Genomic DNA, 23,646 nt, shown 5'->3' on the forward strand with positions numbered 1-23,646 from the left:
GAGGCTCTTGCTTTTCTAACCGTTCGGGTGTTATGAACCTTTTATAACGACTGGGGCTCTCTCTTTCCTCGCCGTTCAGGTGTTATGAACCTTTTATAACGACTGAGCCTCTTGCTTTCCATCCCGTTCGGGCGTTATGAAGGCTACATGAGAACGGACCGTTTATTTTTTCATTAGTTTTAGCGCATCGAAAGGCTGTATGTGTCCGGACAAGCTATTTTTCTAAGTGTTAATATCCCGATAAATCCAATTAATAAATCGTTTACTAACTTGATATGGAAATAAACGCTTTCTGCATGGGCTACTTGCTCTTCAATGGTTACGCGTTTGTATACTATTAGTTTTATAGGAAATAAACACGAAAATGGAACTCTTCAACCAATTTCAGCTACTGTAAAACAAAAAAACCAACCTCATTATTGGTTGGTTATATAAGCAAACCTTTTTTTCTCCTAATTCCCTTAACTGTTTCAATAAGTACCATTATTGAATAACCAAAGAGGAAAATTAAAAATAAAACAATACCGTAAAAATAGAAAGTAGCCTTATAACCAATTGGGGCAACTAATTGAAGTGATGTAAATAGAAAAATAATCAAATATACTTCAAATAAAATAATAAAACATAAAAACAGAAGATACGGTATAACTATTTTTTTATGGAAAATCTGTTTTAAAGTAAAACCTTCCCACATTAAATCAGCTATTCGTCTCAAATATACCCCTTCTTATATCCTTTTGTATATTATATTCTGAATTTTTGGTAAATATCCTTTAGACTTTTTGCATTTCCGGCAATAAATTTTAAGTAATTTTTCAATCCTCTCACCTTATATTCTTCTATTAATAATTCCATCCAATAGAAATTAGGTCAGTTGATTCTATATCGTTATAAAATATCAAGTTTCTTTCAAAGCGAAACAAAAGGCTGTCTAATGTTTCTAGACAGCCTTAGGACATTCTTTGGTACATCCCTTTTTCTTTTTACGAAGCTGGTTCAACTTTTGTTGCTTGATAGCCAGAGCCATTCCATTGGAGATACACACGATATTTTGGCGAACCTTGTGCTTTTGCTGATATCGTCCCGACTGAGCCGCCTGGGTTGCTTTTGTCGCTCCCTAAAAACCATACAGTCATATTGCTTTGATCTATTCCAGTAGCAGAAGAGATTGTCTGCAGCATCTGCTGCCAATCCTGAGAACTTGAATCATAGTTTGTAACATGCTGCTGATCCGTTTGTGCCGGTGTTTCCGGTGCAGGTGATGTTGGTGAACTTACCTGTGAACTATCCGAAGAAGATGAGGATGCATTGCCTGCTGCTGGATCACTATTCGTTTGATCACTTTGAGTTTGATCTTCAGACGATGAGTCGTCATTTGCTTGATTACTTGATGAACTCTTTTTCTCAGCTGGCTCATCCTTCTTTATATTTTGAACTGATTGTTTTTCGGCTGAAGCTTGAACACTTTTTTGAGATGCTGCCTTGTCATCTCCTCCCGAAAAAATCGAATAAGATACAAATGCAATAAGTATAAGGACAATTACAATTGATCCGTTTAAAATGATATTGATTTTTTTCCTCTTTGCTCTGTGCGTTGCACGTGAGTTGTCTAGAAAATTTTTCAAAATAACCACTCTCCCAAAACTGAGACTCTCAACATTCTACCATGTGTGGGGAATAACTTGAAGTATTCTATCACCCTATTCCACATTTTGGTACCTTTTCTCTATTTTCTAATACCTTTCATGAAGCTTTTTAACTATTTCGGAAAGCAACTTTATGCCCCTTTTTCGTTACCAGTCACATTTCAACTTTATTGTTTCCTAACTTTTAAGTACTATGATTCTATCCAATCCTAATGGGAGCCTCCACCCCCCATTTAAAACAATTGGAGTAATTCCAAGCTCCTCTGCTTTAAAAGAGCTTCGAAATTAATTATTATATCAAAATAAGATATAATGAAAAAAAATACTTGAGGTGATTTTCATTGGATTATGATTCACAGTCAGATCAACAAGTAGAAAAAGAGAATGTAGAAGAAAATATAGAAAGAGATTACCCGACGAGGCAAGCTGTCAAAAGAGAACGAGAAAAAAAGGAACATAATAAATTGTCTATGGGGAAGAACAAAAAAGCCGATGATAATGGCTTTGCGGGAGTATCCTCGATATTCAAGTTCTTTTCGTCAAATAAGAAAAAGAAAGTAAAGATGTTTTGGATAAAACTAGTCTTTAAGATTTTTGTTATAGCGGCCGTTTTTTTCGACATCAACTTCATTCTGAACTTTATGAAAGATCCTATTAGTAATTTTCCGCATACATTATCTGTAGTTGGAATGTGTGCAGGAATTAATTTTATTGCCATTTTGGTTCTGTTTTTTAAAAATTCATTGATAAGGTTGTATCTCTCCCTATTTGCAATAGTAGGATCATTTGCGTATTACATCTATGTAAATTATACGAATCTTTCTTTTTTGGGTGTTAACACCATAGCTTCAGTGCTTGTTATTATTTCGTTATTAATGGTCATAAATCCTAAACTAAATTATTATGTAAAAAGCATATTGTTACTAGTGATACCTGTCTCTGGGGTATATTTTAGTGGTAATAAATACGCACTTGTATGGACTCTTATGATTAATGCCGGATTGATATTATTATTTAGAATGCCTAAATCATCTAAAAAAGAAGAAGATAGAATAAAAAGAAACATAAAGCAATCAGCTTAATTGAGATGTTTTGAATGAAAATAGGCCGAAAATATACATTTGTTTAAAACACTTGTATATTTTCGGCTTATTAAAAATTTCAAATATGTAAACATATGTTTAGTCAAAAACAACCTTATTAAGTATTTTTATAATAGAATCAATTTTTCACACCTTTAACAGTTGTTTATCCAATTCACGTACTTGATCATATGCTTTTAATAGATGTACCGGTACGAGTGTTCTTCCATGTTCCCAAGCATTTTCTTCGACTTCTGCTAAAAGCTGTTTCTTATCTTCTTCTTTTCCATAATAGAGAGTCTTTAAAACTCGAGGATTTTTCCTGAATTCCAAATAATAACCTAGCTGATGATAAAGAATAATTTTCGTAAAGTTTTCATCTGATTCTCTAACTTTAAAGTTAATTTTAGCGTTATATCCGTTAATTTGTAGGTAGTTAAACTTTATCGTATTTGTGGATACGTTATAACTCATTGGTGCAGCGAGTTTGTTGGTGAATTCAACATTTATTTTTAGTTTAAGCTCTTTTAATGTATTTGTAATGATCTTCTCAATATCCCACATATAAAGCATATGATTTTTCCTTTCCTAAAAAAACATTTTCAACTCTATTAGTCTTCGTAATTAATAAACAAAGCAAATATTAAATTGGCATGTTGAAGTTGTTTTAACAATATAATACGCCTGCATAATGTAACAAGAGTCATTTTTCATAATTTTTGTTATGGACTATACTCCCTTTTATTAATAAGGTACATAAAAAAAAGACCGTTCTTCATGTTAACGGGTTCTCTTTTGAGGTTCAAAAAAATTTCACAATACATTTTTAACGTGAATTCAGACATGAATTCACGTTTTAAAAGTAAGAGAATTTCTTTGTAACGAGAAATGCTTTTTATTTTTGTAAAAATAAAAGGATATTTCAATACAACAATAATATAATAAAAAACAATATTAATTTATTGTAAAACGATAAGCCACATGATAAAATCATGTTGTCATTAAATAAGTGAGGTGTTTTAAATGAAGGTTAAACGAGGTTCAACCACTTTCTTAAAGGTAATTATTTTTCTGGCTGGAATTGCAGTTCTTGCTTTATGCATATTTTTAGTGCCCCCTATGGCGCATTTCGCAGCAAAAATGTTTCCAAATATTGCCCCAATGAAATATCTCGTTTTCATCGTGATGTATGGAGCAGCTGTGCCTTTTTACTTTGCTCTCTATCAGGCTTTCAATCTTTTACGGTACATTGACAAGAACACAGCGTTCTCGGAATTATCTGTAAAGGCGTTAAGGAACATAAAGTACTGTGCGATTACAATCAGTGTTTTGTATGTATTAGGTTTGCCACTCTTTCATTTTATAGCGAAGAAAGTTGACCCTCCTATTGGATTCCTGGGAATATTCATCATTTTTGCTTCGTTGGTTATCGCCGTTTTTGCGGCTATCCTCCAACGGCTTCTACAAGAGGCGATTAACATAAAATCAGAAAATGATTTGACAATCTGAGGTGTTTGATATGGCAATTATTATTAATATTGATGTGATGTTAGCAAAACGAAAAATGAGCGTAACGGAGCTTTCGGAGAGGGTTGGAATTACGATGGCGAATCTTTCCATTCTGAAAAATGGGAAAGCAAAAGCGGTTCGCTTTTCAACATTAGAAGCGATATGTAAGACTTTGGATTGTCAGCCAGGTGATATTTTGGAGTACAAAAGCGACGAAGACATTCGATAAAAACAAACAACAAATTTATTTAACTGGAGTCGATAGAGAATTTAAGGGATAGCGATTAAGCTATCCCTTCTTTACTTTATTGATATTATTTACTTAGGAATTTCCATTGAGAATTGCATTGGTATTCAACCTTCTATTGGGAAAGCATCTAACGTATTTTTAATTACTGCTCTTCCGTATTGCCACTGAAACTAACTTTGTTTCAAGATAGTCTTCTAACCCGTACTTCCCGCCTTCTCTTCCTAGTCCGCTTTCCTTGACGCCGCCAAATGGAGCCTGAACAACGAAAGGAGCTGGGTCGTTAACACCTACCATGCCATATTCCAGCCTCTCCGACACACGGTGTGTCCTTGAAAGATCATTTGTATAAAAATAAGATGCCAAGCCGTATTCGGTATTATTAGCTTTTTGAATGACTTCTTCTTCTGTACTAAAGCGGATGATTGGAGCAACAGGTCCAAAGGTTTCTTCATAAGTGATTTTCATTTCATCATTAACATCGACCAACACTGTCGGTGAAAAGTAATAACCGTTTTTAAATTCACCGTCCGTTAATGGCTTTCCGCCGCAAAGAATGGCAGCTCCCTTATGAACGGCGTCAGTCACATGTTCATAAGACTTATTTACAGCATTCTGATTAACCAGTGGTCCAATTTGAGTTTTTTCATCTAAGCCATTACCGACTACCATGGAGGAAACCTTGTCCGCAAAACGCCTGGAAAATTCTTCATAAATCGAATCATGAACGTATATGCGGTTCGCACAAACACATTGCTGCCCGCCTGAGGCGAATTTACTGCTGATGGTACCTTCAATAGCCAGGTCAATGTCCGCGTCCTCAAAAACGATAAACGGTGCATGCCCGCCAAGCTCCATAGAAACGCGTTTTACTGTGTCAGCGGATTGACGAATCAGCTTCTTTCCAACTTCAGTAGAACCTGTAAATGAAATTTTCCGGACAACCTCGCTCTCCATTAGTGCTCCGACTACTTCAGAGGAGTCCCCAATGACAAGATTGACAACACCCTCGGGCAATCCGGCTTCATCAAATATTCTAAATAGCTCAAGAGTTGATAACGGCGCCTCTCGGGATGGGCGGAACACGACGGTGCACCCTACCGCTAATGCGGGGCCTAGTTTTCTGGCACCCATTGATAACGGGAAATTCCAAGGTGTAATGGCACCGACAACGCCAATTGGTTGTTTTAAAACAGAAATTCTTTTATTTGGCGCAGATGCCGGGACAATATCGCCATATACACGTCGGGCTTCTTCCGCATACCATTTAAAAAAGGCAATCGTACTGCCCACCTCATATCGGGCATTATGGATAGCTTTCCCCATTTCTTTCGTGATCGTTTGAGCCAGCTGCTCTTGCTTCTTTTCCAATAAATCTACTACTTTATGCAAGTATGCACCGCGCTGTTCTCCGGTTAAAGCGGACCATGATGGAAAAGCATGTTTAGCCGCCTCAATCGCCCTTTCAGTCTCTTCCCTGCCAACTAAATAGACTGTATCGACCAGTTCACCATTGGCGGGATTGGTCACCTTTAATACACGTTCGGTTTCTATCCATTTTCCATTAATATACATTATACAAACGTAGCCTCCTGCTGATATAGTGGTAAAACTCTTTTATAAATCTTGATAATATCTTCCTTCTCAGCCTTACGGGGATTATTAGGGATGGTTCCTTTATCATCCATCGCATCATTTGCCAAGCGATCTACCATATCCTCTGTAAACTGGATGCCTAGATAATTGAAATCACTTGGAATATCTAGTGACTGATTAAAATCACGGAGTATACCTGCCAAGCTTTTAGCAGCATTCCGATCATCAACTGAGATTAAGGAAAAATCGATAACTCTCGCAATTTCCGCATACTTTTTATAGTTGGCGATTAAGTTGTACTCAACTACACTTGGTAATAGAATGGCATTGGCCAAGCCATGTGGTACATGGTAGACCGCTGACATCGGGTGGGAACAAGAGTGAACGATGCCCAATCCGCCCAGACCGAAAGCCATCCCGGCAATTGTGCTTGCTAAGTGGACTTGTGACCTTGCCTCAAGGTTGTCTGGATGGGCATAGGCAGCAGGCAAGTGCTCCTTCAACATTTTGATTGCCCGTATCGCCAATCCATCTGTGATGGGAGTGGCGCGTATGGATACATAGGCTTCAACCGCATGAACTAAAGCATCAATTCCTGTTGTGGCAACTATCTGACGCGGCAGCGAGGCCGTTAATAATGGGTCCACAATGGCAATTTTTGGTGCCAAGGTCGGTGCCGCGATTACATATTTCCTTCCTGCCTTATGGTCGGTAATGACCGATACAGTTGTTACCTCAGAACCGGTTCCGACCGTTGTTGGAATCGCAAATAACGTGGGAATTTCATTGACAACCGGCTTTTCGCCACGCCGGTAATCAAGGATATGCCCTGGGTGACTGACCGCTACACCAACCGCTTTGGCAAAATCCATCGCGCTTCCACCACCGATGGCAAGAATCATATCACAGCCTTCAGCCTTATATAACTCTGATCCTTTCATGACGGTTTCCGCATGTGGATTGGGCTCCACTTCGGAAAAAATGATAGATTCAATTCCGTCTCTCTTTAAAATGGCATAAATTTTATGTGGAATGCCGGCTTTAACAAGCCCCTGATCAGTCGCAATAAAAACCTTTGACTTCTTACATTCTTTAATCTTAGATGCCAAGTGAGCCTCCAAGCTGTTAACTCCAAAAATAACAAGGGTCGGCAAGGCGGAATTGAAGGATTGTTGACTTAAAAACAAAGAAAGATCCCTCCTATTAAACTAGCTTTTGATTAAAGTTTCCTTCAATCTTTTCAGGAATCAAAACATCATCTTAAATTGTGCGAATCCTGCTCCTGTTGAAATAGAAACAAGGGATGATACGAATCCGTTTGGTTCGTCTCTTCCTCGGTATCTGCGTTATTTTATTTCTTTTTTACTGCCGCACGGTCGAAAGCAAAACCTTTATATCCAGCCTCTTTTATGAAGCTGCGGTAGTTTCCTAGGCCGCCGACATAGAATCGGACCGCATTTTTCTTGCCTGGGATATTCGCTCCAAATATCCACGATTCTATCTTTGAAAACAGTGTAGCTTCTGCCATCGATTTGCATAATGCAAGCCATTCGTTTTCGGCTTCCTGTGTCGGTTCGATGGTCGTCATGTTATTTTCCATCATGTACTTGACTGTATCTGAGATCCATTCTACCTGGGTCTCAATACTTGGTGTCAAATTGGTGAATGGACCGTTCGGACCTAGGACCATGAACATATTTGGAAAATCAGTATTTGTCATGCCAAGATACCCTGTCGGTCCATCTGCCCACTTTTCATTAATGGAAACACCTCCGCGGCCCCGCAAATCGATTTTGACATAGTTGCCCTCAACCGCATCGAAACCGGTTGCATAGATAATCACATCAAGCTCATACTCACCGTCAGTAGTACGGACCCCTTTTGGTGTAATTTCTACAATCAGATTTTCCTTTACATCAACAAGTGAAACATTGTCGCGGTTAAAGGTTTGGTAATACCCATTGTCACAAAGCGGACGTTTCGCATAATAGTCAGTAGGTGTCAGCTTTCTGGCTGTTTTCGGGTCTTTGACAATTTCGTGAATCTTCTTACGGATAAAATTAGCGGCTGCTTCATTGGCTTCAGGATTGATAGCTATATCGTTGAAGGTTCCAAACATGAAATAGAAACCGCCCCCTTCATTCCATGCCGCTTCAAAGACACGTTCCTGTTCTTCTTTAGAAACGGTAACAGCAGAGATGTTGGACTCTTCAAAGCCAAATGCCACGGCTGAGGATTTAACCTGCTTCCAAATCTCATCGTAATTTTTCTTGATTTCAGTAATCTCTTCTTCTGACTGAGGACGCAGCCCGACCGGCACACTATACTGTGGTGACCGCTGAAATACGGTTAGATGCCCAACCTCCGGGGCGATGGCTGTGATGGTCTGAACCCCTGTTGAACCTGTTCCGATTACACCCACTCGTTTTCCATTAAGGTCAACGCCAGCTGGCCAGGCCCCCGTATGATATTGCTCACCCTTAAAGGTCTCTCTGCCCTTGAAATTAGGTACGTTTGTAGCCGAGAGCAAACCAAGACCATTTACGATGAACTTAGCCCTGACTTTATCCCCCCTGTCGGTCACAATTTCCCACAGGTTTGTTTCCTCGTTGAAATGGGCTGCTGTTACTTTAGTGGAAAATTGAAAGCTTTGTCTGATGTCAAACCGGTCGGCAACATGCTCCAAATACTCAAGAATTTCCGGTTGAGTCAAATAGGTATTTTTCCAAGTCCAGTCCTGAAGGAGAGCTTTATCAAAGGAATATCGGTAAACAAAGCTTCGTGTATCTGAAAGTGCTCCAGGATAACGGTTCCAGTACCAGGTTCCACCGACTCCAGTGCCTTTTTCATAGCCCCGTACATGCAGGCCCAATTCATTTCTTAGCTTGTGAACTGCATACAATCCGGCAAATCCAGCACCGACAACTACCGCATCAAATTCAGGCACATTGGTAACGCTGTCATTTTTATGGTAAGTCATAATCGTTCTCCTCTCATTAGTTGAACTATATTTAAAGCGCCTGATACCAATCAGCAATTCTCTTAATCTCTTCATCCGCTTCCTTTGCCCGTCCGGCCAGGAATGGGAAGACATGCTGCATGCCGTCTACTACTGAAAGGGTTGACTGGACTCCCATCTCTTTTGCTCGCTCATGCAGTCGAACAGAATCATCCAGTAATGCTTCCGCACCGCCTGCATTGATATAAAGCGGCGGATAAACTTTGAAGTCAGCGTAAAGCGGGTTAACCAATGGATGACGGGTTTTTGAATCGTCTTCACCGATAAACATTCCGATCATTCCTTGTAGAATTTCAGGCGTGATTAGTGCATCCGTCTCAGCATTGGTCTTGAGAGTAGAACCGGTCAGCTCCATATTCAGCCACGGCGAAAAGGCAATGACGCAGCCAGGCAGTTCCAAGCCCAATTCACGAAACTTCAGAACAGATGTAACAGCCAGGTTCCCGCCGGCGGAATCGCCAATAGTCGAAATATCCTTGGCCTTAATGCCTGATTGAAGCAATGCTTTATAGACTGCAACAGCATCCTCTAATTGTGCTGGGAACGGATACTCAGGGGACCTTCGGTAATCTATTACCAAAGCAGATACTCCGAGCGCTTTTGCCACATGTCCCGCCACTTTACGATGGCTGGATGATGACCCGACAGCGAAACCGCCACCATGAGTGTAAAGGAGAACCTTCGATTTATTGCACCCTACCGGATAAGCCCAGACAGTGTTGACGCCACCGATTGTATCTGTTTTATACGTTACATCCTCGGGCTCAAGTGTGGCTTTTTCCCATTCATCAAAAAGACTGCGCATATCCGCCAACGTCATATTTGGATTGGCCGCCATCCGATCGCTCCATTCCTTGTACAGCTCTCTTAAAAAATCTGCTTGCTTAGTTTGCATATTTCATTCTCCTCTCTTAAACTGTTTTTTATTTTTCACCTTTAACTTAGGGTGATTACTATCCTATATTGCAACTATCGTGCCAACTTATTTAGTCCGTCTTTTCAACTTTTGGTTACTTTCCTCTCCCGATTTTGTTGCAAATTTAGGACAATAATTTCCTAAAACCATAGTGCGAACCGTTATACTTTCTCCGTTTCTCAAAATTGCGACAGTGATTCCTACTTTTGCTACAGAAGTGTCCAAATCAACTTTTCAAACTGAATCAATACTCCTAAACTCTATTAGATAATTGACTTTTCACTATTTTGGTGCGACAATAAAATTGTGAAAATTATGTATTTTTAGAATATTACTACTGAAAGGGTGAGTAGTAGATTGTCGATGGTGCCTCCTTCAGTCTATAAACCGATTAAGGATAATATTTTTCTTTTAAGGGAAAAAAATTATCAAACGTGGGAACGATTTTTTTTCAAGCAGAAAATACAGGAGCAGCAGCATGGAGAATTAACTGAAACGAGAGATGTTATCATACAATCTTGGAACCGTTGTAAGCAGTATGAAGACCTCCATCCGCTTATTCCGGGTTCGGTAAAAAATATATCGAATGAACAGCTTAAAGAAGCAAGAGTAAAAAATAATTTCTATCATTTGGCTCAACCAGTCCTTAAAAAAGCAACAGAAGAACTGTCCTTTACAAGACATGCGATTCTTTTTTGTGATGCTGATGGTACGATTTTAGATTGCTACGGAGATTGTTCCCTGCTTAGAAAATTAGGGAATATATCGAACGTAAACAATGGCGCCCAGTGGTCAGAGCGATGGGCTGGCACGAATGCTATTGGTACCTCCATTCTATTACAACAGCCTGTCCAAATATTTTCATCTGAACATTTCGCACATGGCTGTCATGATTGGGTTTGTTCCTCCGCCCCTATTATGAATCCGCTTACAAACGAGCTGATTGGGGTTATCAATCTTTCTACCACTGCTCCCAATTTCAACCCACTTAGTATGATGAAAACGATAGAAATCGCCAATCAAATAGAAAGGATTTTCTTTCGCAGCAATTACCAAGCCTACGAATTGATGCAATCTGTTTATATTGAAGCCATCAGCAAATGGAAACATCAGACGGTTATTTTATGTAATAGGAACGGCAGCATTCTAAAGGCCAGCAGCGAATTACCAGTTGATCAATTAGATTCTATAATAGGCAGGATAATAGAAAACAACCACCAATCAGAGAAAACGGAATGGGAAGAGGAAGTAATACTTCAAGGCAGTCTATTTCAGGTCAAGTTTAAAAAAATATGTTGGCATTATCAATTTCTTGGTCTGATTGCTATTATGGAGAAAAAAATAAAGAGCAGCCAACCGATTGGTAAACAAAATTTTCATGCAAAATACTCTTTTCAAAACTTAATAGGAAAATCGGAAGCTTTTAAAAGTGTTCTACATACAGCTAAAATTGCGGCTTCAGGTGATTCAAATGTGTTGATAACCGGTGACAGTGGTACTGGGAAAGAATTGATTGCCAACGCAATCCACCAGGCCAGCAGCAGGTCTGATTATCCTTTTATTGCTTTAAACTGTGCTGCAATCCCGAAGGATTTATTGCCAAGCGAGTTGTTTGGATACGTAGCCGGGGCATTTACAGGTGCCAATCCGAAAGGCAGCATTGGAAAGTTCGAATTGGCAAACAAGGGCACCCTTTTTTTAGACGAGATCGGCGATATGCCGCTAGAAGCACAGGTTCAGTTATTGCGCGTTATTCAAGAACAGGAAATCATCCGAATTGGAGACAAAACCCGTATTCCAATCGATGTAAGAATTATCGCTGCCACAAATAAAAATTTTAGCGAAGAAATCCAGCTAGGGAAATTCCGAAAGGATCTATATTATCGGCTTAATGTTATTCCGATAGAACTCCCTTCCCTGCAACAACGAGCTGAAGATATTCCTCTGTTGGCCGAGTATTTTGTCCGGAAACTGACGCTTAAAAATCGCAAAGGCCCTTATCAAATAACAGTTGAAGCGATGGAATATTTAGAAAATTACTCTTGGCCGGGCAATATTCGCGAGTTAGAGAATGTTATAGAATATGCCGTCACATTTTCAGAAAATGGGGTTATTACCCCAATGAATCTTCCAAGAGATATTAAGCCGCAACAGAAACAACTCAAAGAGCCGACTCAAATGAACCCGGTAAACCAGGCGGAGTTAGATTGGATCCTATCAGCATTAAAGCAATCAAACATGAACGTATCAGAAGCGGCCAAGGAATTAAACATGAGCCGCAGTACAGTTTATCGAAAATTAAACAGGATGGGGTATGATATAAAATTCTTAAAGTAACTTACTGAAAATTCTTCATATATTACCCCGAAACACACTATATATTAAACTGCACCTCCAATTGGTAGACACAACTAACAACTGGAGGTGCAGTTTTTAATTATGCTTTCTTTTTTCGAGAGGATATGGAAGTTTTCTTACGATTGCTATTTCCCCCTTTCCCCCTAAATTCCATATTCCCTTTAGAGTTTTTCCTTGATTTCTCTTGGACTTTTGTTTTAGGCTTACTGGCATATCGGGGTGTCTCGGAAGTTAACTGAACAGGAACATCACTCTGTTCCTTTGACAACAATTTCAAGGCAACTGAAACTAACGCGATAGAATCGTACTGATCGAGTAATTCGCCTGCTGCGCGTTTAAACTGCGTGTACTGCTCCTCTTCAACCAATTGAATCATCTTTTCTACTGCGGCTTGCTGTATTGACTCCCTTGCCTCTGCTACCGTCGGTATTGATTTGCGCTGGATATGTCCTTTAGAAGCTTTTTCAATACTGCGAATTTGTCCAGTTTCCCTCGGTGTAGCAAATGTGATAGCTAACCCCGTCTTCCCAGCTCTCCCCGTTCTGCCGATTCGGTGAACATAACTTTCCGGGTCTTGAGGAATGTCAAAATTGTAGACGTGGGTAACCCCTGAAACATCAATTCCCCTCGCAGCCACATCGGTCGCAACTAATATATCAATGTTACCCTCACGAAATTTATTCATCACAACATCTCGTTGTCGTTGATTTAAATCACCGTGCAATCCATCAGCAAGATATCCTCTTTTATTCAATGCATCACTTAATTCATCCACGCGTCTTTTTGTTCTTCCAAAAATAACCGCTAATTCAGGGTTATCCACGTCTAGCAGACGGCAAAGAACATCAAATTTATCCCGTTCATTAACCTCATAATAAATTTGCTTAACAGTTGGAGCGGTAACTTCCTTGGCTTTCATCTTTATAAGCTCTGGATCCCTCATAAACCTTTCCGCAAGATTTTGAATCGGTTTTGGCATGGTTGCGGAGAACAGCAAGGTTTGTTTTTCTTCAGGGGTCTCTTTTAGAATTCGTTCGATATCCTCAAGAAAGCCCATATCTAACATTTCATCAGCTTCATCCAATACCACCATAGAGATACGGTCTAACTTTAACGTCTTCCGTTGAATATGGTCCAAAAGTCTTCCGGGCGTTCCCGTAATAATGTGGGGTCCCTTCTTTAATGCCTTAATTTGGCGATCTATCGACTGCCCTCCATAAATTGGGAGAGAGGTTATGCCCATGTATTTCGCCAGTCGATTGATCTCTTCTGAAACCTGAATAGCTAATTCTCTTGTAGGTGCAATGGCAATCGCCTGAACATATTTTTTACTCGTATCCACTTTCTCCAAGATCGGTATGGCGAAGGCAGCCGTCTTTCCGGTACCTGTTTGCGCTTGTCCAATAATGTCCTTACCCGTCAAAGCTATGGGAATGGCTTTCTCTTGAATAGGAGATGCTTCTTCGAATCCCATATCTGTAATCGCTCTTTGAATGGGCTCACGAATACCCATTTCATGAAATGTTGTCATATCAAAACTCCTTTGAAAAATAAATAACAGACTCATGAAGAGGCTGTTATTTATTCGTTCTTCTTATTATTAAGCTTTGTGAACGTTTGAAGCTTGTGGTCCACGTTGACCTTGCTCTACGTCAAATGTAACTTCTTGACCTTCTTCTAATGATTTATAGCCTTCACCTTGGATAGCTGAAAAATGAACGAATACGTCTTCTCCACCTTCACGTTCGATGAATCCAAAACCTTTTTCGCTGTTAAACCATTTTACTTTACCTTTTTCCAATATTGCTGCCTCCTATTGTGTAAATATGATTATATTATTACCTAGATGAATGAAAGTTTATTCAGTTTATTTAATATGAAGCCACAGACCGATGCTGATTTTCGTAACAACATGGCACACATCATAAATTGGGATAACCCTTAAACCTATATTTGCTGTATTAATGACTTACTTGCCCGGAAAACCGGAACTTTGCCAGCTTGAATGATCGATTCTTCCCCCGTTTTAGGGTCGATACGAGTACGGGCTTCACGTTGACAAACTTCAAATTTACCAAACCCTGAAAGCGCAAAAGAATCTCCGCTAACTAGTGATTGTGTGATTATATCGAATACAGCCTCCACAGCTATTTCTGCATCTTTCCTAGACAGCTCTGACTTTGCTGAAACTTCATTTATTAATTTTGTTATGTTCAAAAGTAATCCCTCCAATTTGTCAAAAAACTGCTTTCCTGACCCTAAAACAATGAAAGCCCTACCTCTCTTTCATCCTTACGGCTCCTTGACCGTGCCAGTATGAATCAGGATTGTAAACTCTAAAAATTACTTTAATTAACTCATTCAGAAAATATCGATTTGTGCGGTGAAAAAATAAGAAATAATCGATTATGAGGAAATAAAGAGGCGCATTAAAAATATGAGCAACTGGATAACGATGGAAAAACAAACTTAAGAAACTAATCATTCAATATTTGTTACCTTTATTAGGATACCACATTCTGTCTTATTTATCAAAATTTTTATTTTATCATTAGTTTTCTCTTTGTGTCAATAATTTTTCCCCAGTATGCTTTAAGTTATTTGGTGTGAAAACTTATGCAAAAGAAACGGTTGTAAATGGTAACGCTTAATCTAATTAGATTTTATTTACTCATAGCTAAATGTAATATAATGAGCATCCTAAATGAATGGACACCTTTGGCTGCTGTACATAAAAGAAGAATTTCATCCACTTTACTCACATATGATGAATAGGTAATTTTACATAACAAAAATATGGGGGAATAGGATGAAAGTATTCAATAAAGTGATTGTCGTAACAGGTGCTGGTGGTGGGATTGGGAGAGAGCTTGTCCGCCAACTCCTGGAAAAAGGAGCCAAAGTCGCTGCCATCATTCACAAAAACGGGCTAGAGGAAATAAAGTCATTAGCTACAGTATACGGCGATAAGATTTCGATACACACGGCTAATGTAGCTAACAGAGATGATGTGGAAAAGCTTCCAGAAGAGATCATCGCGTCTCACGGCTGCATAGATGGAATCATTAATAATGCCGGAATTCTTCAACAGTTTAAAACTCTTAACGATCTTGATTATGATCAAATTCAAAAAGTCATGGATGTCAACTTTTATGGAACGCTCTATATGTGCAAATCGTTCTTACCATACCTTTTAATTCGACCAGAAGCGCACATTACCAATGTATCAAGCATGGGTGGATTTCTTCCGGTGCCGCTTCAATCGATTTACTCCGCTTCAAAAGCAGCTGTCAAGATGTTAACGGAAGGCCTGCATTTAGAGCTTAGAGATACCAATGTAGGCGTAACCATCGTCTTTCCGGGTGCAGTCGACACCAACCTAGTCCAAAATGCGAAAATAGAATTCGAAGGAACTTACAACCATTCCTATAAGATGCTCAGTCCAAACGAAGCAGCTGCGATCATTATTAAAGGGATGGAAAACAATAAATACCGAGTATTAGCAGGAAACGATGCAAAAATCATGGACTTCCTTTATCGATTACATCCAAAAAAAGCAACCGACCTTATTTTGAAAAAAATTAAAACACCGGGTAAAAAAGGATGAACTCTTAATTCCATTTCAATCCCCTTCCTATTAGCCCAAAAAAGCGTCTGCTAATCAATATTTCTATGTAACTAAAGAAATGCGGGAAGAAGAGAATGTAACTATTTAAAGGCCCAGAGTCTTATGCTCTGAGCCTCATATATTACGCTTTTTTATTTGGCTCTGTTATTATTCATTGTTCATTTTCGTGTAGGCATAAGAATTGATAGGCGGAGGATTTCCGGCTAATGTATATAGATGGAGATTAAGAAGCAGAAATAAGCGGAGAATTTCCGGCTAATGTATATAGATGAAGATTAAGAAGCAGATATAAGCGGAGAATTTCCGATTAACCGCTCAAAATTAGACAAAATCCAAAGATTTGGATCAAATAAACGGAAAAACCTCCTTTATATTTAAGGAAATAAGGGTATTTCCCAATTTAAACGAAATTTTTACGTTTATTTCAAATACATTGAAATCAACATTAAGCTATAACAGAGCTTTTTATTTAAAAAGCTTGTTATGCTTGAGCAGTCATCCATGCTACCTACAAAGAGTGTATTCCCTCCACTCCACTAAAGAAATTAAGATTCCCTAATATGTTCATCACAATAATTTTCATCAGGCTCAGGAATACCATCGCAGCCCTCCACCCGACATCGTCTTCTAGCTTTAGGAACAGCCGGAACCCAGCCACCATCATCAAAAGATAGTTTTTCATAATTCTCTTCCCATTTTTCCTCTGTCCATTGGTCCAATTCCCTTGCACATGGAGATTGTGGAGGTTTCACTTAAACCAGGTTTGTTAAAGAAGGAATATAAATGAAATCGGTAGAATAAGTAAATTTGATATAAATCTTAACATCTAAATATTAATAAGAGGAAAAAGTCTATGGGAACTAACGAAGTAAAAAGTTTAAACTAAAATAAGTGCGGGGGTTTAAAAAATATGAAACAATTGGGGACGCTATACTTTTTCTGCGGAAAAATGGGAGCTGGAAAATCAACTAAATCAAAACAATTGGCGATAGATAAACATGCGGTACTGTTGTCTGAGGATGAATGGCTTTCATCTCTTTATCCCAATCAGATTGCATCATTTGATGATTATCTAAAATTCTCAGCGCAGCTCAAGCCATTGGTGAAAAAGCATGTCCAAAACATATTAAGTGTCGGTACAGATGTAGTGATGGATTTTCCAGCTAACACTCAAAAACTGCGAAAATGGTTTTTGGATATGGTGTCAGAGGTCAATGCAAGCCATCAACTAATTTTCCTTAATCTAAATAACGAGCAATGCTTACGTCAAATTGCACAAAGGCGTAACGAACAACCCGAAAGAGCAACTTTTGACACGGAAGCGGTGTTTATTCATGTTACTAAATTTTTTGAAGCACCAGAGGCATCTGAGGGTTTAAATATTTTAGAGTTTAGCGGAAAAGAATAACAAAGAGTTCAAAGATTCGTGTGTATAGAGTACCTTTTGTTCTGGGAGGTGCTCTATATGATATTAATGAAATGTGAGTAAGAAAAGTTTCAATGAGCTAAAATCGATAGTTAAACAACGATTGATTAATTGGGAGTTAGAAGATGAAAAATAAAAAAAGAAGTAGAGACGGCTTTTTTAAAGATACCCTAATTGAGTTTATATTTGAAGTGATTTGGAACATCTTAATGTTTATACCAAGAATGATAATTCGCTTAATAGGGAACATTTGGTGAAGTTAGTCAAAATAGAGTTAACGAGGGCGATTGAAAATAATCATTCTCTTTAATGTCTCTGATTTAAATTACTCGAAAAAATATCCACCAGAGTTTCTAACTCAAGGGTGGATTGTTTTTTCTAGCAAACACTAGTCTTCAAAGATGTCGGGAGCATGTTTGAAAGTTTTTACAAAGTCAACCAGGCAGCTTTCGCAAAGATCAAATTTCCATCTTTGTTCATCATACATTGATTCATATCCAAATGTTAAATTTAAAGAATGGAATTCATCTTGTTCGAAGCCGAAGTCAGTAATTTCTTTAGACTTTCCACACTTATTGCAAGTAATAGATTTCAGTACTTTTTTTGTTACTTGTATTTCATCAAATTCTTTCATATAAATCCCCCATTCAAAGATTCGGTTAATTAAAGCATCATACTTTCATTCTACTAAAATATTAGCAAAATAACATTTTTTTCAAACAACAGATCGCAAGCCTCTCAAGTCACACCCACTCTCCCATTCAACTGAAAATTTGAAAATTAAGGCCAGACTCCCGCCCCCCCTCCTGCTAGAGCCTTTTTCTCTGGAAGATATTTTGTTATCAATTATCAAAATAGTAAGCTAAAATAATAAAGTAAACCGCTTTCAGGAGGATTAAAATGGAAAAACATCTATCTCAAGAGATATTGGAAGAGATTTTGCAGGAAATGTCCAAGGTGATTATTGGTAGAAAACAAGAATTGAAGCTGCTATTAACAGTCTAGTTTGTTGGAGTGTATGGAAGAAAGGCAGGTATCGATTGAAGGCCAAACCTATCAGCTGGAGAGTCCTTTTATCGTTCTTGCGACACAAAATCCGGTTGAGATGGAAGGAACCTTTCCACTACCAGAGGCACAGCTTGACCGATTCTTAATGAAGCTAACTTTAGGTTATCCTTCCCGGGAGGAAGAAGAAATAATGCTTGAGCAGGTTGGCGATGAAACCCCTTTTGGGGACATAAAGAGCCTCTTACATCCACTGCAAATTCAACATCTGCAGCAGCAATCTCAACAGTTTGTCGTCCATGCAGGCATACGAAAATATATTACGGAACTAGCGCATGCGACTAGAAATCATTCGCTTGTTTCAATTGGAGTAAGTCCGCGAGCAACGAAAGCCCTTTATAAGACGGTGAAGACATGGGCACTGATGCATGGTCGGGCGTTTGTTGTGCCTGATGATGTGAAGGAAATGGTCAAGCCTGTTTGGAGTCAACGCCTTTTATTAAAAACGGAAGCGCAACTGAACGGGACGAATGCAGAGGATGTCCTGGCCGACATCCTTGCTGCACAGGAAATCCCTAATGAAGAGGTCTCTTAGTAAGTATTTTTCAGTGGTCTCGAACCGTCCTTCTGCCTCATTCATCTGCTTACAAAACTCTTATACTGTTTGCTTACAAAATCTTTTAATTGCTCTAATTTTTCTTTAGTGTCAATTATTTCAAAAGGAATGAAAACCTCATGTTTTTTTAATGCAAAGCTTCTCATTTCCTTGATTTCAAAATGGAAAAGTTCTTGAATCTCTTTTTGAATCATTTTTCCTTTAATAGATTCCGGATTGCCTGGGTCAACATGTAGTATCAAACAGTTATAGCGTTTTTCACCATATAAGGTGGCAAACTTAGAAAATCTTCTACCAAAACGAAGGGGTATATATCCTAACGATAAACTCTTTGGCGCAAGCGTACAATTCATTTCACCTAACCCATTTAAAAATTTATGTAGTTCACTAAATACCTGTAATTCGTTCATTTACTTCTCTCCTTGCATTAAGGTTCGATAATATTATAGATATAGAGTAATCATAGAGACCTCTATTTTCCTAACCTGTCAATAGGTAAACATGTCATTAATAAATATTGTCAAAAAAAAGGACTTGAATTACCCCAGAGTTGTGGATTTCTGGCAGTTAAATGACAAACTTTGATTCTCTTAGAATCGCTTTCGCCAAAAATAAACCAGTAGCAACGTTCACCTGGTCCTTACAACACAAATTAGAATAGGAGCAGTTCGTCCAAGTCGATGATTTCAATTTTTTTATGAGGCTTTTGTTTAATTAGACCTGCCGCTTCAAAATCTGATAGCTTGCGGCTAATCGTTTCCGGGGTGGTTCCCAAATAGGACGCCAAGTCTTTTTTGCTCATCGGTAGGGTAAATTCAACTTCGCGACTATCTGGATCCAAACATTCCGCCAAAAACAGGGCCAGCCTTGTTTCCACCTTTTCAGTGGCAAAGCGTGCGGTTTGTTTTTCAGATTGTTCCAATCGCTTGGAAAACTCAGTTAAAATTTTTAAGGAGATGGATGGGAATTTCAACAGAAGTGCCTGCAAGTCTGCGCGTCTAATCATACACACTTGCGTGTCTGCCATAGCCTCGGCAAATGCTTCGTGGACACCTTCGTTAAATAAGGCTAATTCACCGGTAAATTCCCCCGGTGTCAGAATCCGTAACAGCTGCTCTTTTCCAGACTCTGAGAGGCGATAGATTTTAATTTTCCCTTTATTAACGATATAAAGGGCGTTTGATTGATCGCCTGCCTGATAAATGATCTCCCCTTTTTTGTATGAAACCGACCTGGCTGCCACCATAATTTCATCCATTTGTTCCTGTTCCAAATGATTAAAAATTGGAACTATAGAAACACATGCGTTATGAGTTCCTGTACATACATGTTGGTTATACTCCATTTCTACCACTCCCGATAATCCATTGCTTCTATTTTCTTCTTTATTAGAAATATAGTCCAGCGTTATTTTAATAAACCTGGTGCAAGCTGAGTCATGCTATTCACTTTTATCTTACCTGGATTAAATCTGACTAATCTCATCGCATTTAAAATAACGAGGAGAACGCTAGCTTCGTGGATAAACATACCGGATGCCAAATGAACTGAACCAAACAAAACACCGACTAACAAGAGAAAAACAATCGTAACCGCAAAGTACGTATTTTGCTTGATATTTCGAATCGTTGCTTTTGCCAGCAAGTGGGCGTGTGCCAATTGCATTAACCGATCAGCCATTAATACTACATCCGCCGTTTCCATGGATACATCAGTCCCGCCTTCGCCCATAGCAAACCCGATGTCGGCTGTCGCGATAGCTGGTGCATCATTGATTCCATCACCTGCCATAGCAACAACATAACCCTCTTGCTTTAACTTTTTTACGTAATCAACTTTATCTTCCGGGAGAAGTTCAGCCAAATACTCATCTACACCTAGTTTGTTGGCCACAATTGCAGCCGTATAGCGGTTATCTCCAGTTAACATAACAATTTTATCGATACCGTTTTTTCTCAGTTCTGACAAGGCAGTTTTTGCGTCATCACGAATTTGGTCAGCAATGGAAAGGATTCCAGAAATTTCACCATCTATTGCAGCAAATATAGCCGTATTTCCAGCCTTTTCCTGGTCAACTGCATATGCTGCAACCTCTTCTGAAATGATAATGTTTTCTAAGGACATGACCTGTCGGTTCCCAACAACCAAATCATGCTCTTCGAGGTTCACTCGGATGCCTTTTCCTTTAATGACCTCTCCTTCCACTGCGCCCTTATTGATAGATAAATCTCTTGCCAGAGCTTCCTTAATAATGGTTTTACCCAAATGATGCTCAGAAATGGTTTCAGCTTGGGCTACCAACTGAAGCAACTCATTCTCCTCCAGTTGACTAAATACCTTGATATCGGTCACTTCTGGTTTTCCTCTCGTTAATGTTCCCGTTTTATCAAACACAATGGCATTTACCTTGGATAATCGGTCCATCACTTCACCACCTTTAACAAGGGCGCCGTTCTTCGCACCGTTTCCAATCCCGGCGACACTTGAAACAGGAGCCCCTATGACCAAAGCCCCCGGGCAAGCAATCACTAAGAACGTTATCGCCAATTTCAAATCTTTAGTAATTACAAAAGCTAGGATGGCCAGCAGCGCGATTACCGGTGTATAAATATTGCCAAACTTATCCAGAAATTTCTCAGCCTTCGTTTTTGATTCTTGCGCTTCTTCAATAAGCTCCATTATCTTTGCATAGGTAGTGTCATCTCCTACTTTTTCTGCCATCATTTCGATATAGCCAGTGTCAACAATCGTGCCTGTATACACCGTATCCGATAATTTCTTCGTTACTGGCACCGATTCACCTGTTAGAGCCGCTTCGTTTAAAGAAGCGTGACCGAATACGATACTTCCATCTACTGGTATCCTTCCTCCAGAACGAATGATCACCCGATCGCCCGTGCCGACCTCTTCGATCGGGACGATAATCGTATCTCCGCCTCGAATTACCGTAGCCTCCTGTGGAGCCATGTCAATCAATTCTTTTAAAGATGATCGCGTCTTTTCTAATGTTCGTGCCTCCAAATAAGCACCAAACAGGAATAGAAAGGTAACGACTGCAGATTCTGTATATTCTTTCAGGTAAAGAGCGCCCAAAACTGCGAGACTTACCAATAATTCAATGCTAAACACTTTCATCCGCAAACTCTGCAAGGCTTTAAGAAAAATTGGGATACTTGCGATAACGGTTGCGAGTAAAAATGCAATTTTTCTAAACTCAATATCTCCAGGCAATCCTGTCAAAAATCCAACAACAATTAAAACGAATGAACATGCGGTAATTTTGTTTTTATTTTTGTTTATAAGCGTAACCATTTTCACGCCTCCTTCCTGACCTTTAAGAGATTAAGAGACTTTGGTTGAAATTACTTCGTATCCCAATTTATGAAACTTTTCCTCCAATTGGTTTGCATTTACCTCGGATTCATTAAATTCTGCTTTTACCTTGCTCATATTAAATATAACCTTGGCCATTCTGACACCGGGCGTTTTCTGAAGTGTGGTTTCGATTTTTTTAATACATGATGGACAAGTTAATGGTTCTAATTGGAATACCGCCTTTTTCATTTTCTTTTCCTCCTCGAATTGGTTATGCCTTTATTTTACTTAAGTTTTAAAGAAAAAAATTGATTAGGGACAAGTTTGGTTTTATATTTGCGAACAAACTCAGAGCCTTGAGTCAATGACTTTGAATGAGCTTTTCAGAAAATATTGCACACGCAGCCTCAAGTTCTTCAGTATACCAGCGGTCAATTTTCAAACCTTCAACTACTATTTCCCCACCTTGCGCTTGTATCGCTTCTTCCCAAATATCGACTGCTCTGGCAAAGTGAGGATAGGTGGAATCACCCGGGCCAAAAACTGCCGCCTGTTTACCATTTAAATCAAGCTTAGATAACTCTTCATAAAAATCGACCATTTCATCAGGCAGGTCACCATCTCCCCATGTATAACTGCCAATTAAAACTCTGTCGTACGATTGCAGGTCATGTGCGTAAGCTTCAAGGGCATCTTTAATTACTACTCTCTCCCCTGCCTCAGTGAGTTTTCCCCCAATCATCTCCGCCATTAATTCCGTTGTCCCTGCCATACTTGTATAAATGATAATTGTATCCATACACTCACCCCCAACATGAGTATTTGTCAAAATGAGTATATCTTTTAACGTATAAAAAGAAATTGACCACCATCAAATTCCACAAGAAAAAAGCTGCGAAAAGCCAAGGGGCCCATTCTAATGGTAAAAAAAGTCACCGAAACGATCTCCATGGTCCTGACCTAAACGGATGATGGTATGAAGCTTGTTTCCGTCATCTTCAATAAAGCCAACTACCCTGTTATTAGGATAGTTGGCTTCTTTAAGGGACGATGTCTAGTGTAAGTTTAACGAGTTTATTAAGAGAGTTGTTTGTAGTAATTTATTTTTATTTTTAAAAATATCAGTTATAATATGATTAAATATGGAATAATTTAAAAAAGACCGAACATGCAGTAACATGTCCGGTCCAGTAATAGACGGTTCCCTTTGCGGGGGTCGGCTTATTGGCGGGATAATCCACCTGAGCGCCTAACTCAAGGGTGGATTATTTTTTTCGGTTAAA

At 39.0% G+C, this 23,646-nt stretch carries 24 protein-coding genes; 7 read left to right on the top strand and 17 right to left on the bottom strand.

Annotated elements, in window-relative coordinates; translation table 11 throughout:
* Window positions 1–427 precede the first annotated feature (427 nt).
* A complete protein-coding gene (locus KHB02_RS18580; RefSeq protein WP_213145861.1) occupies window positions 428–715 on the bottom strand; it encodes a hypothetical protein in 288 nt (95 codons plus the stop codon).
* Between the two features lie 268 nt (window positions 716–983).
* Entirely contained in the window at window positions 984–1,625 is a 642-nt protein-coding gene (locus KHB02_RS18585; RefSeq protein ID WP_213145860.1) for a YrrS family protein, read from the bottom strand.
* Window positions 1,626–1,987: 362 nt separating this feature from the next.
* On the opposite strand from KHB02_RS18585, the gene KHB02_RS18590 reads away from it, so the two are divergent.
* Window positions 1,988–2,728: a hypothetical protein gene (locus KHB02_RS18590; protein WP_213145859.1), complete on the top strand. Its 741-nt coding sequence runs from the start codon at window positions 1,988–1,990 to the stop codon at window positions 2,726–2,728.
* Between the two features lie 147 nt (window positions 2,729–2,875).
* On the opposite strand, the gene KHB02_RS18595 is transcribed toward KHB02_RS18590, so the two are convergent.
* Window positions 2,876–3,301: a hypothetical protein gene (locus KHB02_RS18595; protein WP_213145858.1), complete on the bottom strand. Its 426-nt coding sequence runs from the start codon at window positions 3,299–3,301 to the stop codon at window positions 2,876–2,878.
* Between the two features lie 450 nt (window positions 3,302–3,751).
* Between KHB02_RS18595 and KHB02_RS18600 the strand changes: the two genes are divergently transcribed.
* A complete protein-coding gene (locus KHB02_RS18600; RefSeq protein WP_213145857.1) occupies window positions 3,752–4,237 on the top strand; it encodes a DUF2975 domain-containing protein in 486 nt (161 codons plus the stop codon).
* Between the two features lie 10 nt (window positions 4,238–4,247).
* Window positions 4,248–4,466: a helix-turn-helix domain-containing protein gene (locus KHB02_RS18605; RefSeq protein WP_213145856.1), complete on the top strand. Its 219-nt coding sequence runs from the start codon at window positions 4,248–4,250 to the stop codon at window positions 4,464–4,466.
* 159 nt (window positions 4,467–4,625) lie between these two features.
* On the opposite strand, the gene KHB02_RS18610 is transcribed toward KHB02_RS18605, so the two are convergent.
* From KHB02_RS18610 to KHB02_RS18625, 4 genes are all read right to left on the bottom strand, one after another.
* Window positions 4,626–6,059 (bottom strand): NAD-dependent succinate-semialdehyde dehydrogenase, encoded by a 1,434-nt coding sequence (locus KHB02_RS18610; protein ID WP_213145855.1) that lies wholly within the window; start codon window positions 6,057–6,059, stop codon window positions 4,626–4,628.
* The gene (locus KHB02_RS18615; RefSeq protein ID WP_213145854.1) at window positions 6,059–7,267 is read right to left on the bottom strand and encodes an iron-containing alcohol dehydrogenase family protein; all 1,209 of its coding nucleotides are present in this window, start codon (window positions 7,265–7,267) and stop codon (window positions 6,059–6,061) included. The genes KHB02_RS18610 and KHB02_RS18615 overlap by 1 nt, the downstream gene beginning before the upstream one ends.
* A 164-nt stretch (window positions 7,268–7,431) precedes the next feature.
* Complete coding sequence (locus KHB02_RS18620) at window positions 7,432–9,060, bottom strand: flavin-containing monooxygenase (RefSeq protein WP_213145853.1); 1,629 nt, start codon at window positions 9,058–9,060, stop codon at window positions 7,432–7,434.
* A gap of 31 nt (window positions 9,061–9,091) precedes the next feature.
* On the bottom strand, window positions 9,092–9,994 hold the full coding sequence (locus KHB02_RS18625) for an alpha/beta hydrolase (protein WP_213145852.1): 903 nt from the start codon (window positions 9,992–9,994) through the stop codon (window positions 9,092–9,094).
* Between the two features lie 384 nt (window positions 9,995–10,378).
* On the opposite strand from KHB02_RS18625, the gene KHB02_RS18630 reads away from it, so the two are divergent.
* Window positions 10,379–12,352 (top strand): sigma-54-dependent Fis family transcriptional regulator, encoded by a 1,974-nt coding sequence (locus KHB02_RS18630; RefSeq protein ID WP_241113963.1) that lies wholly within the window; start codon window positions 10,379–10,381, stop codon window positions 12,350–12,352.
* Between the two features lie 100 nt (window positions 12,353–12,452).
* Here the strand turns inward: KHB02_RS18630 and cshA are convergent, their stop codons facing one another.
* The 3 genes from cshA to KHB02_RS18645 form a co-directional block, all read right to left on the bottom strand.
* Window positions 12,453–13,904 carry a degradosome RNA helicase CshA gene (gene cshA, locus KHB02_RS18635; RefSeq protein ID WP_213145850.1) on the bottom strand — a complete coding sequence of 484 codons (1,452 nt, stop codon included), beginning with the start codon at window positions 13,902–13,904 and terminating at the stop codon, window positions 12,453–12,455.
* Between the two features lie 69 nt (window positions 13,905–13,973).
* Complete coding sequence (locus KHB02_RS18640) at window positions 13,974–14,174, bottom strand: cold-shock protein (RefSeq protein WP_213145849.1); 201 nt, start codon at window positions 14,172–14,174, stop codon at window positions 13,974–13,976.
* 146 nt (window positions 14,175–14,320) lie between these two features.
* Window positions 14,321–14,590, bottom strand: coding sequence for an HU family DNA-binding protein (locus KHB02_RS18645; RefSeq protein WP_213145848.1), 270 nt, complete (start codon window positions 14,588–14,590; stop codon window positions 14,321–14,323).
* Window positions 14,591–15,182: 592 nt separating this feature from the next.
* On the opposite strand from KHB02_RS18645, the gene KHB02_RS18650 reads away from it, so the two are divergent.
* On the top strand, window positions 15,183–15,980 hold the full coding sequence (locus tag KHB02_RS18650) for an SDR family NAD(P)-dependent oxidoreductase (RefSeq protein WP_213145847.1): 798 nt from the start codon (window positions 15,183–15,185) through the stop codon (window positions 15,978–15,980).
* A gap of 566 nt (window positions 15,981–16,546) precedes the next feature.
* On the opposite strand, the gene KHB02_RS18655 is transcribed toward KHB02_RS18650, so the two are convergent.
* Window positions 16,547–16,720, bottom strand: a complete 174-nt coding sequence (locus KHB02_RS18655; RefSeq protein WP_213145846.1) for a hypothetical protein — start codon at window positions 16,718–16,720, stop codon at window positions 16,547–16,549.
* 191 nt (window positions 16,721–16,911) lie between these two features.
* Between KHB02_RS18655 and KHB02_RS18660 the strand changes: the two genes are divergently transcribed.
* On the top strand, window positions 16,912–17,409 hold the full coding sequence (locus KHB02_RS18660; RefSeq protein WP_213145845.1) for a P-loop nucleotide/nucleoside kinase family protein: 498 nt from the start codon (window positions 16,912–16,914) through the stop codon (window positions 17,407–17,409).
* A 406-nt stretch (window positions 17,410–17,815) separates the two neighbouring features.
* Here the strand turns inward: KHB02_RS18660 and KHB02_RS18665 are convergent, their stop codons facing one another.
* On the bottom strand, window positions 17,816–18,061 hold the full coding sequence (locus KHB02_RS18665) for a hypothetical protein (protein ID WP_213145844.1): 246 nt from the start codon (window positions 18,059–18,061) through the stop codon (window positions 17,816–17,818).
* Window positions 18,062–18,445: 384 nt separating this feature from the next.
* Here KHB02_RS18665 and KHB02_RS18670 point away from each other — a divergent pair, with 384 nt between their 5' ends.
* The gene (locus KHB02_RS18670; protein WP_213145843.1) at window positions 18,446–19,027 is read left to right on the top strand and encodes an AAA family ATPase; all 582 of its coding nucleotides are present in this window, start codon (window positions 18,446–18,448) and stop codon (window positions 19,025–19,027) included.
* A gap of 41 nt (window positions 19,028–19,068) precedes the next feature.
* Here KHB02_RS18670 and KHB02_RS18675 read toward each other — a convergent pair whose 3' ends face one another.
* The 5 genes from KHB02_RS18675 to KHB02_RS18695 all read right to left on the bottom strand — a co-directional run bounded on the left by KHB02_RS18675 (window position 19,069) and on the right by KHB02_RS18695 (window position 23,162).
* Window positions 19,069–19,458, bottom strand: a complete 390-nt coding sequence (locus KHB02_RS18675; RefSeq protein ID WP_213145842.1) for a hypothetical protein — start codon at window positions 19,456–19,458, stop codon at window positions 19,069–19,071.
* A gap of 242 nt (window positions 19,459–19,700) precedes the next feature.
* Window positions 19,701–20,393 (bottom strand): Crp/Fnr family transcriptional regulator, encoded by a 693-nt coding sequence (locus tag KHB02_RS18680; protein WP_213145841.1) that lies wholly within the window; start codon window positions 20,391–20,393, stop codon window positions 19,701–19,703.
* A gap of 62 nt (window positions 20,394–20,455) precedes the next feature.
* Window positions 20,456–22,360, bottom strand: a complete 1,905-nt coding sequence (locus tag KHB02_RS18685) for a heavy metal translocating P-type ATPase (RefSeq protein WP_213145840.1) — start codon at window positions 22,358–22,360, stop codon at window positions 20,456–20,458.
* A gap of 30 nt (window positions 22,361–22,390) precedes the next feature.
* Complete coding sequence (locus KHB02_RS18690) at window positions 22,391–22,612, bottom strand: heavy-metal-associated domain-containing protein (protein ID WP_213145839.1); 222 nt, start codon at window positions 22,610–22,612, stop codon at window positions 22,391–22,393.
* A 112-nt stretch (window positions 22,613–22,724) separates the two neighbouring features.
* Window positions 22,725–23,162: a flavodoxin gene (locus tag KHB02_RS18695; RefSeq protein ID WP_213145838.1), complete on the bottom strand. Its 438-nt coding sequence runs from the start codon at window positions 23,160–23,162 to the stop codon at window positions 22,725–22,727.
* Window positions 23,163–23,646 lie beyond the last annotated feature (484 nt).

Source organism: Neobacillus citreus (assembly GCF_018343545.2).
Lineage (GTDB): Bacteria > Bacillota > Bacilli > Bacillales > Cytobacillaceae > Neobacillus > Neobacillus citreus.

Bases quoted from the DNA above. Each gene is read 5' to 3' on its own strand.
- KHB02_RS18595 (WP_213145858.1), bottom strand. From the start codon at position 3,301: ATGCTTTATATGTGGGATATTGAGAAGATCATTACAAATACATTAAAA.
- KHB02_RS18600 (WP_213145857.1), top strand. From the start codon at position 3,752: ATGAAGGTTAAACGAGGTTCAACCACTTTCTTAAAGGTAATTATTTTT.
- KHB02_RS18605 (WP_213145856.1), top strand. From the start codon at position 4,248: ATGGCAATTATTATTAATATTGATGTGATGTTAGCAAAACGAAAAATG.
- KHB02_RS18610 (WP_213145855.1), bottom strand. From the start codon at position 6,059: ATGTATATTAATGGAAAATGGATAGAAACCGAACGTGTATTAAAGGTG.
- KHB02_RS18620 (WP_213145853.1), bottom strand. From the start codon at position 9,060: ATGACTTACCATAAAAATGACAGCGTTACCAATGTGCCTGAATTTGAT.
- KHB02_RS18625 (WP_213145852.1), bottom strand. From the start codon at position 9,994: ATGCAAACTAAGCAAGCAGATTTTTTAAGAGAGCTGTACAAGGAATGG.
- KHB02_RS18630 (WP_241113963.1), top strand. From the start codon at position 10,379: ATGGTGCCTCCTTCAGTCTATAAACCGATTAAGGATAATATTTTTCTT.
- cshA (WP_213145850.1), bottom strand. From the start codon at position 13,904: ATGACAACATTTCATGAAATGGGTATTCGTGAGCCCATTCAAAGAGCG.
- KHB02_RS18650 (WP_213145847.1), top strand. From the start codon at position 15,183: ATGAAAGTATTCAATAAAGTGATTGTCGTAACAGGTGCTGGTGGTGGG.
- KHB02_RS18660 (WP_213145845.1), top strand. From the start codon at position 16,912: ATGAAACAATTGGGGACGCTATACTTTTTCTGCGGAAAAATGGGAGCT.
- KHB02_RS18665 (WP_213145844.1), bottom strand. From the start codon at position 18,061: ATGAAAGAATTTGATGAAATACAAGTAACAAAAAAAGTACTGAAATCT.
- KHB02_RS18670 (WP_213145843.1), top strand. From the start codon at position 18,446: ATGGAAGAAAGGCAGGTATCGATTGAAGGCCAAACCTATCAGCTGGAG.
- KHB02_RS18675 (WP_213145842.1), bottom strand. From the start codon at position 19,458: ATGAACGAATTACAGGTATTTAGTGAACTACATAAATTTTTAAATGGG.
- KHB02_RS18680 (WP_213145841.1), bottom strand. From the start codon at position 20,393: ATGGAGTATAACCAACATGTATGTACAGGAACTCATAACGCATGTGTT.
- KHB02_RS18685 (WP_213145840.1), bottom strand. From the start codon at position 22,360: ATGGTTACGCTTATAAACAAAAATAAAAACAAAATTACCGCATGTTCA.
- KHB02_RS18690 (WP_213145839.1), bottom strand. From the start codon at position 22,612: ATGAAAAAGGCGGTATTCCAATTAGAACCATTAACTTGTCCATCATGT.
- KHB02_RS18695 (WP_213145838.1), bottom strand. From the start codon at position 23,162: ATGGATACAATTATCATTTATACAAGTATGGCAGGGACAACGGAATTA.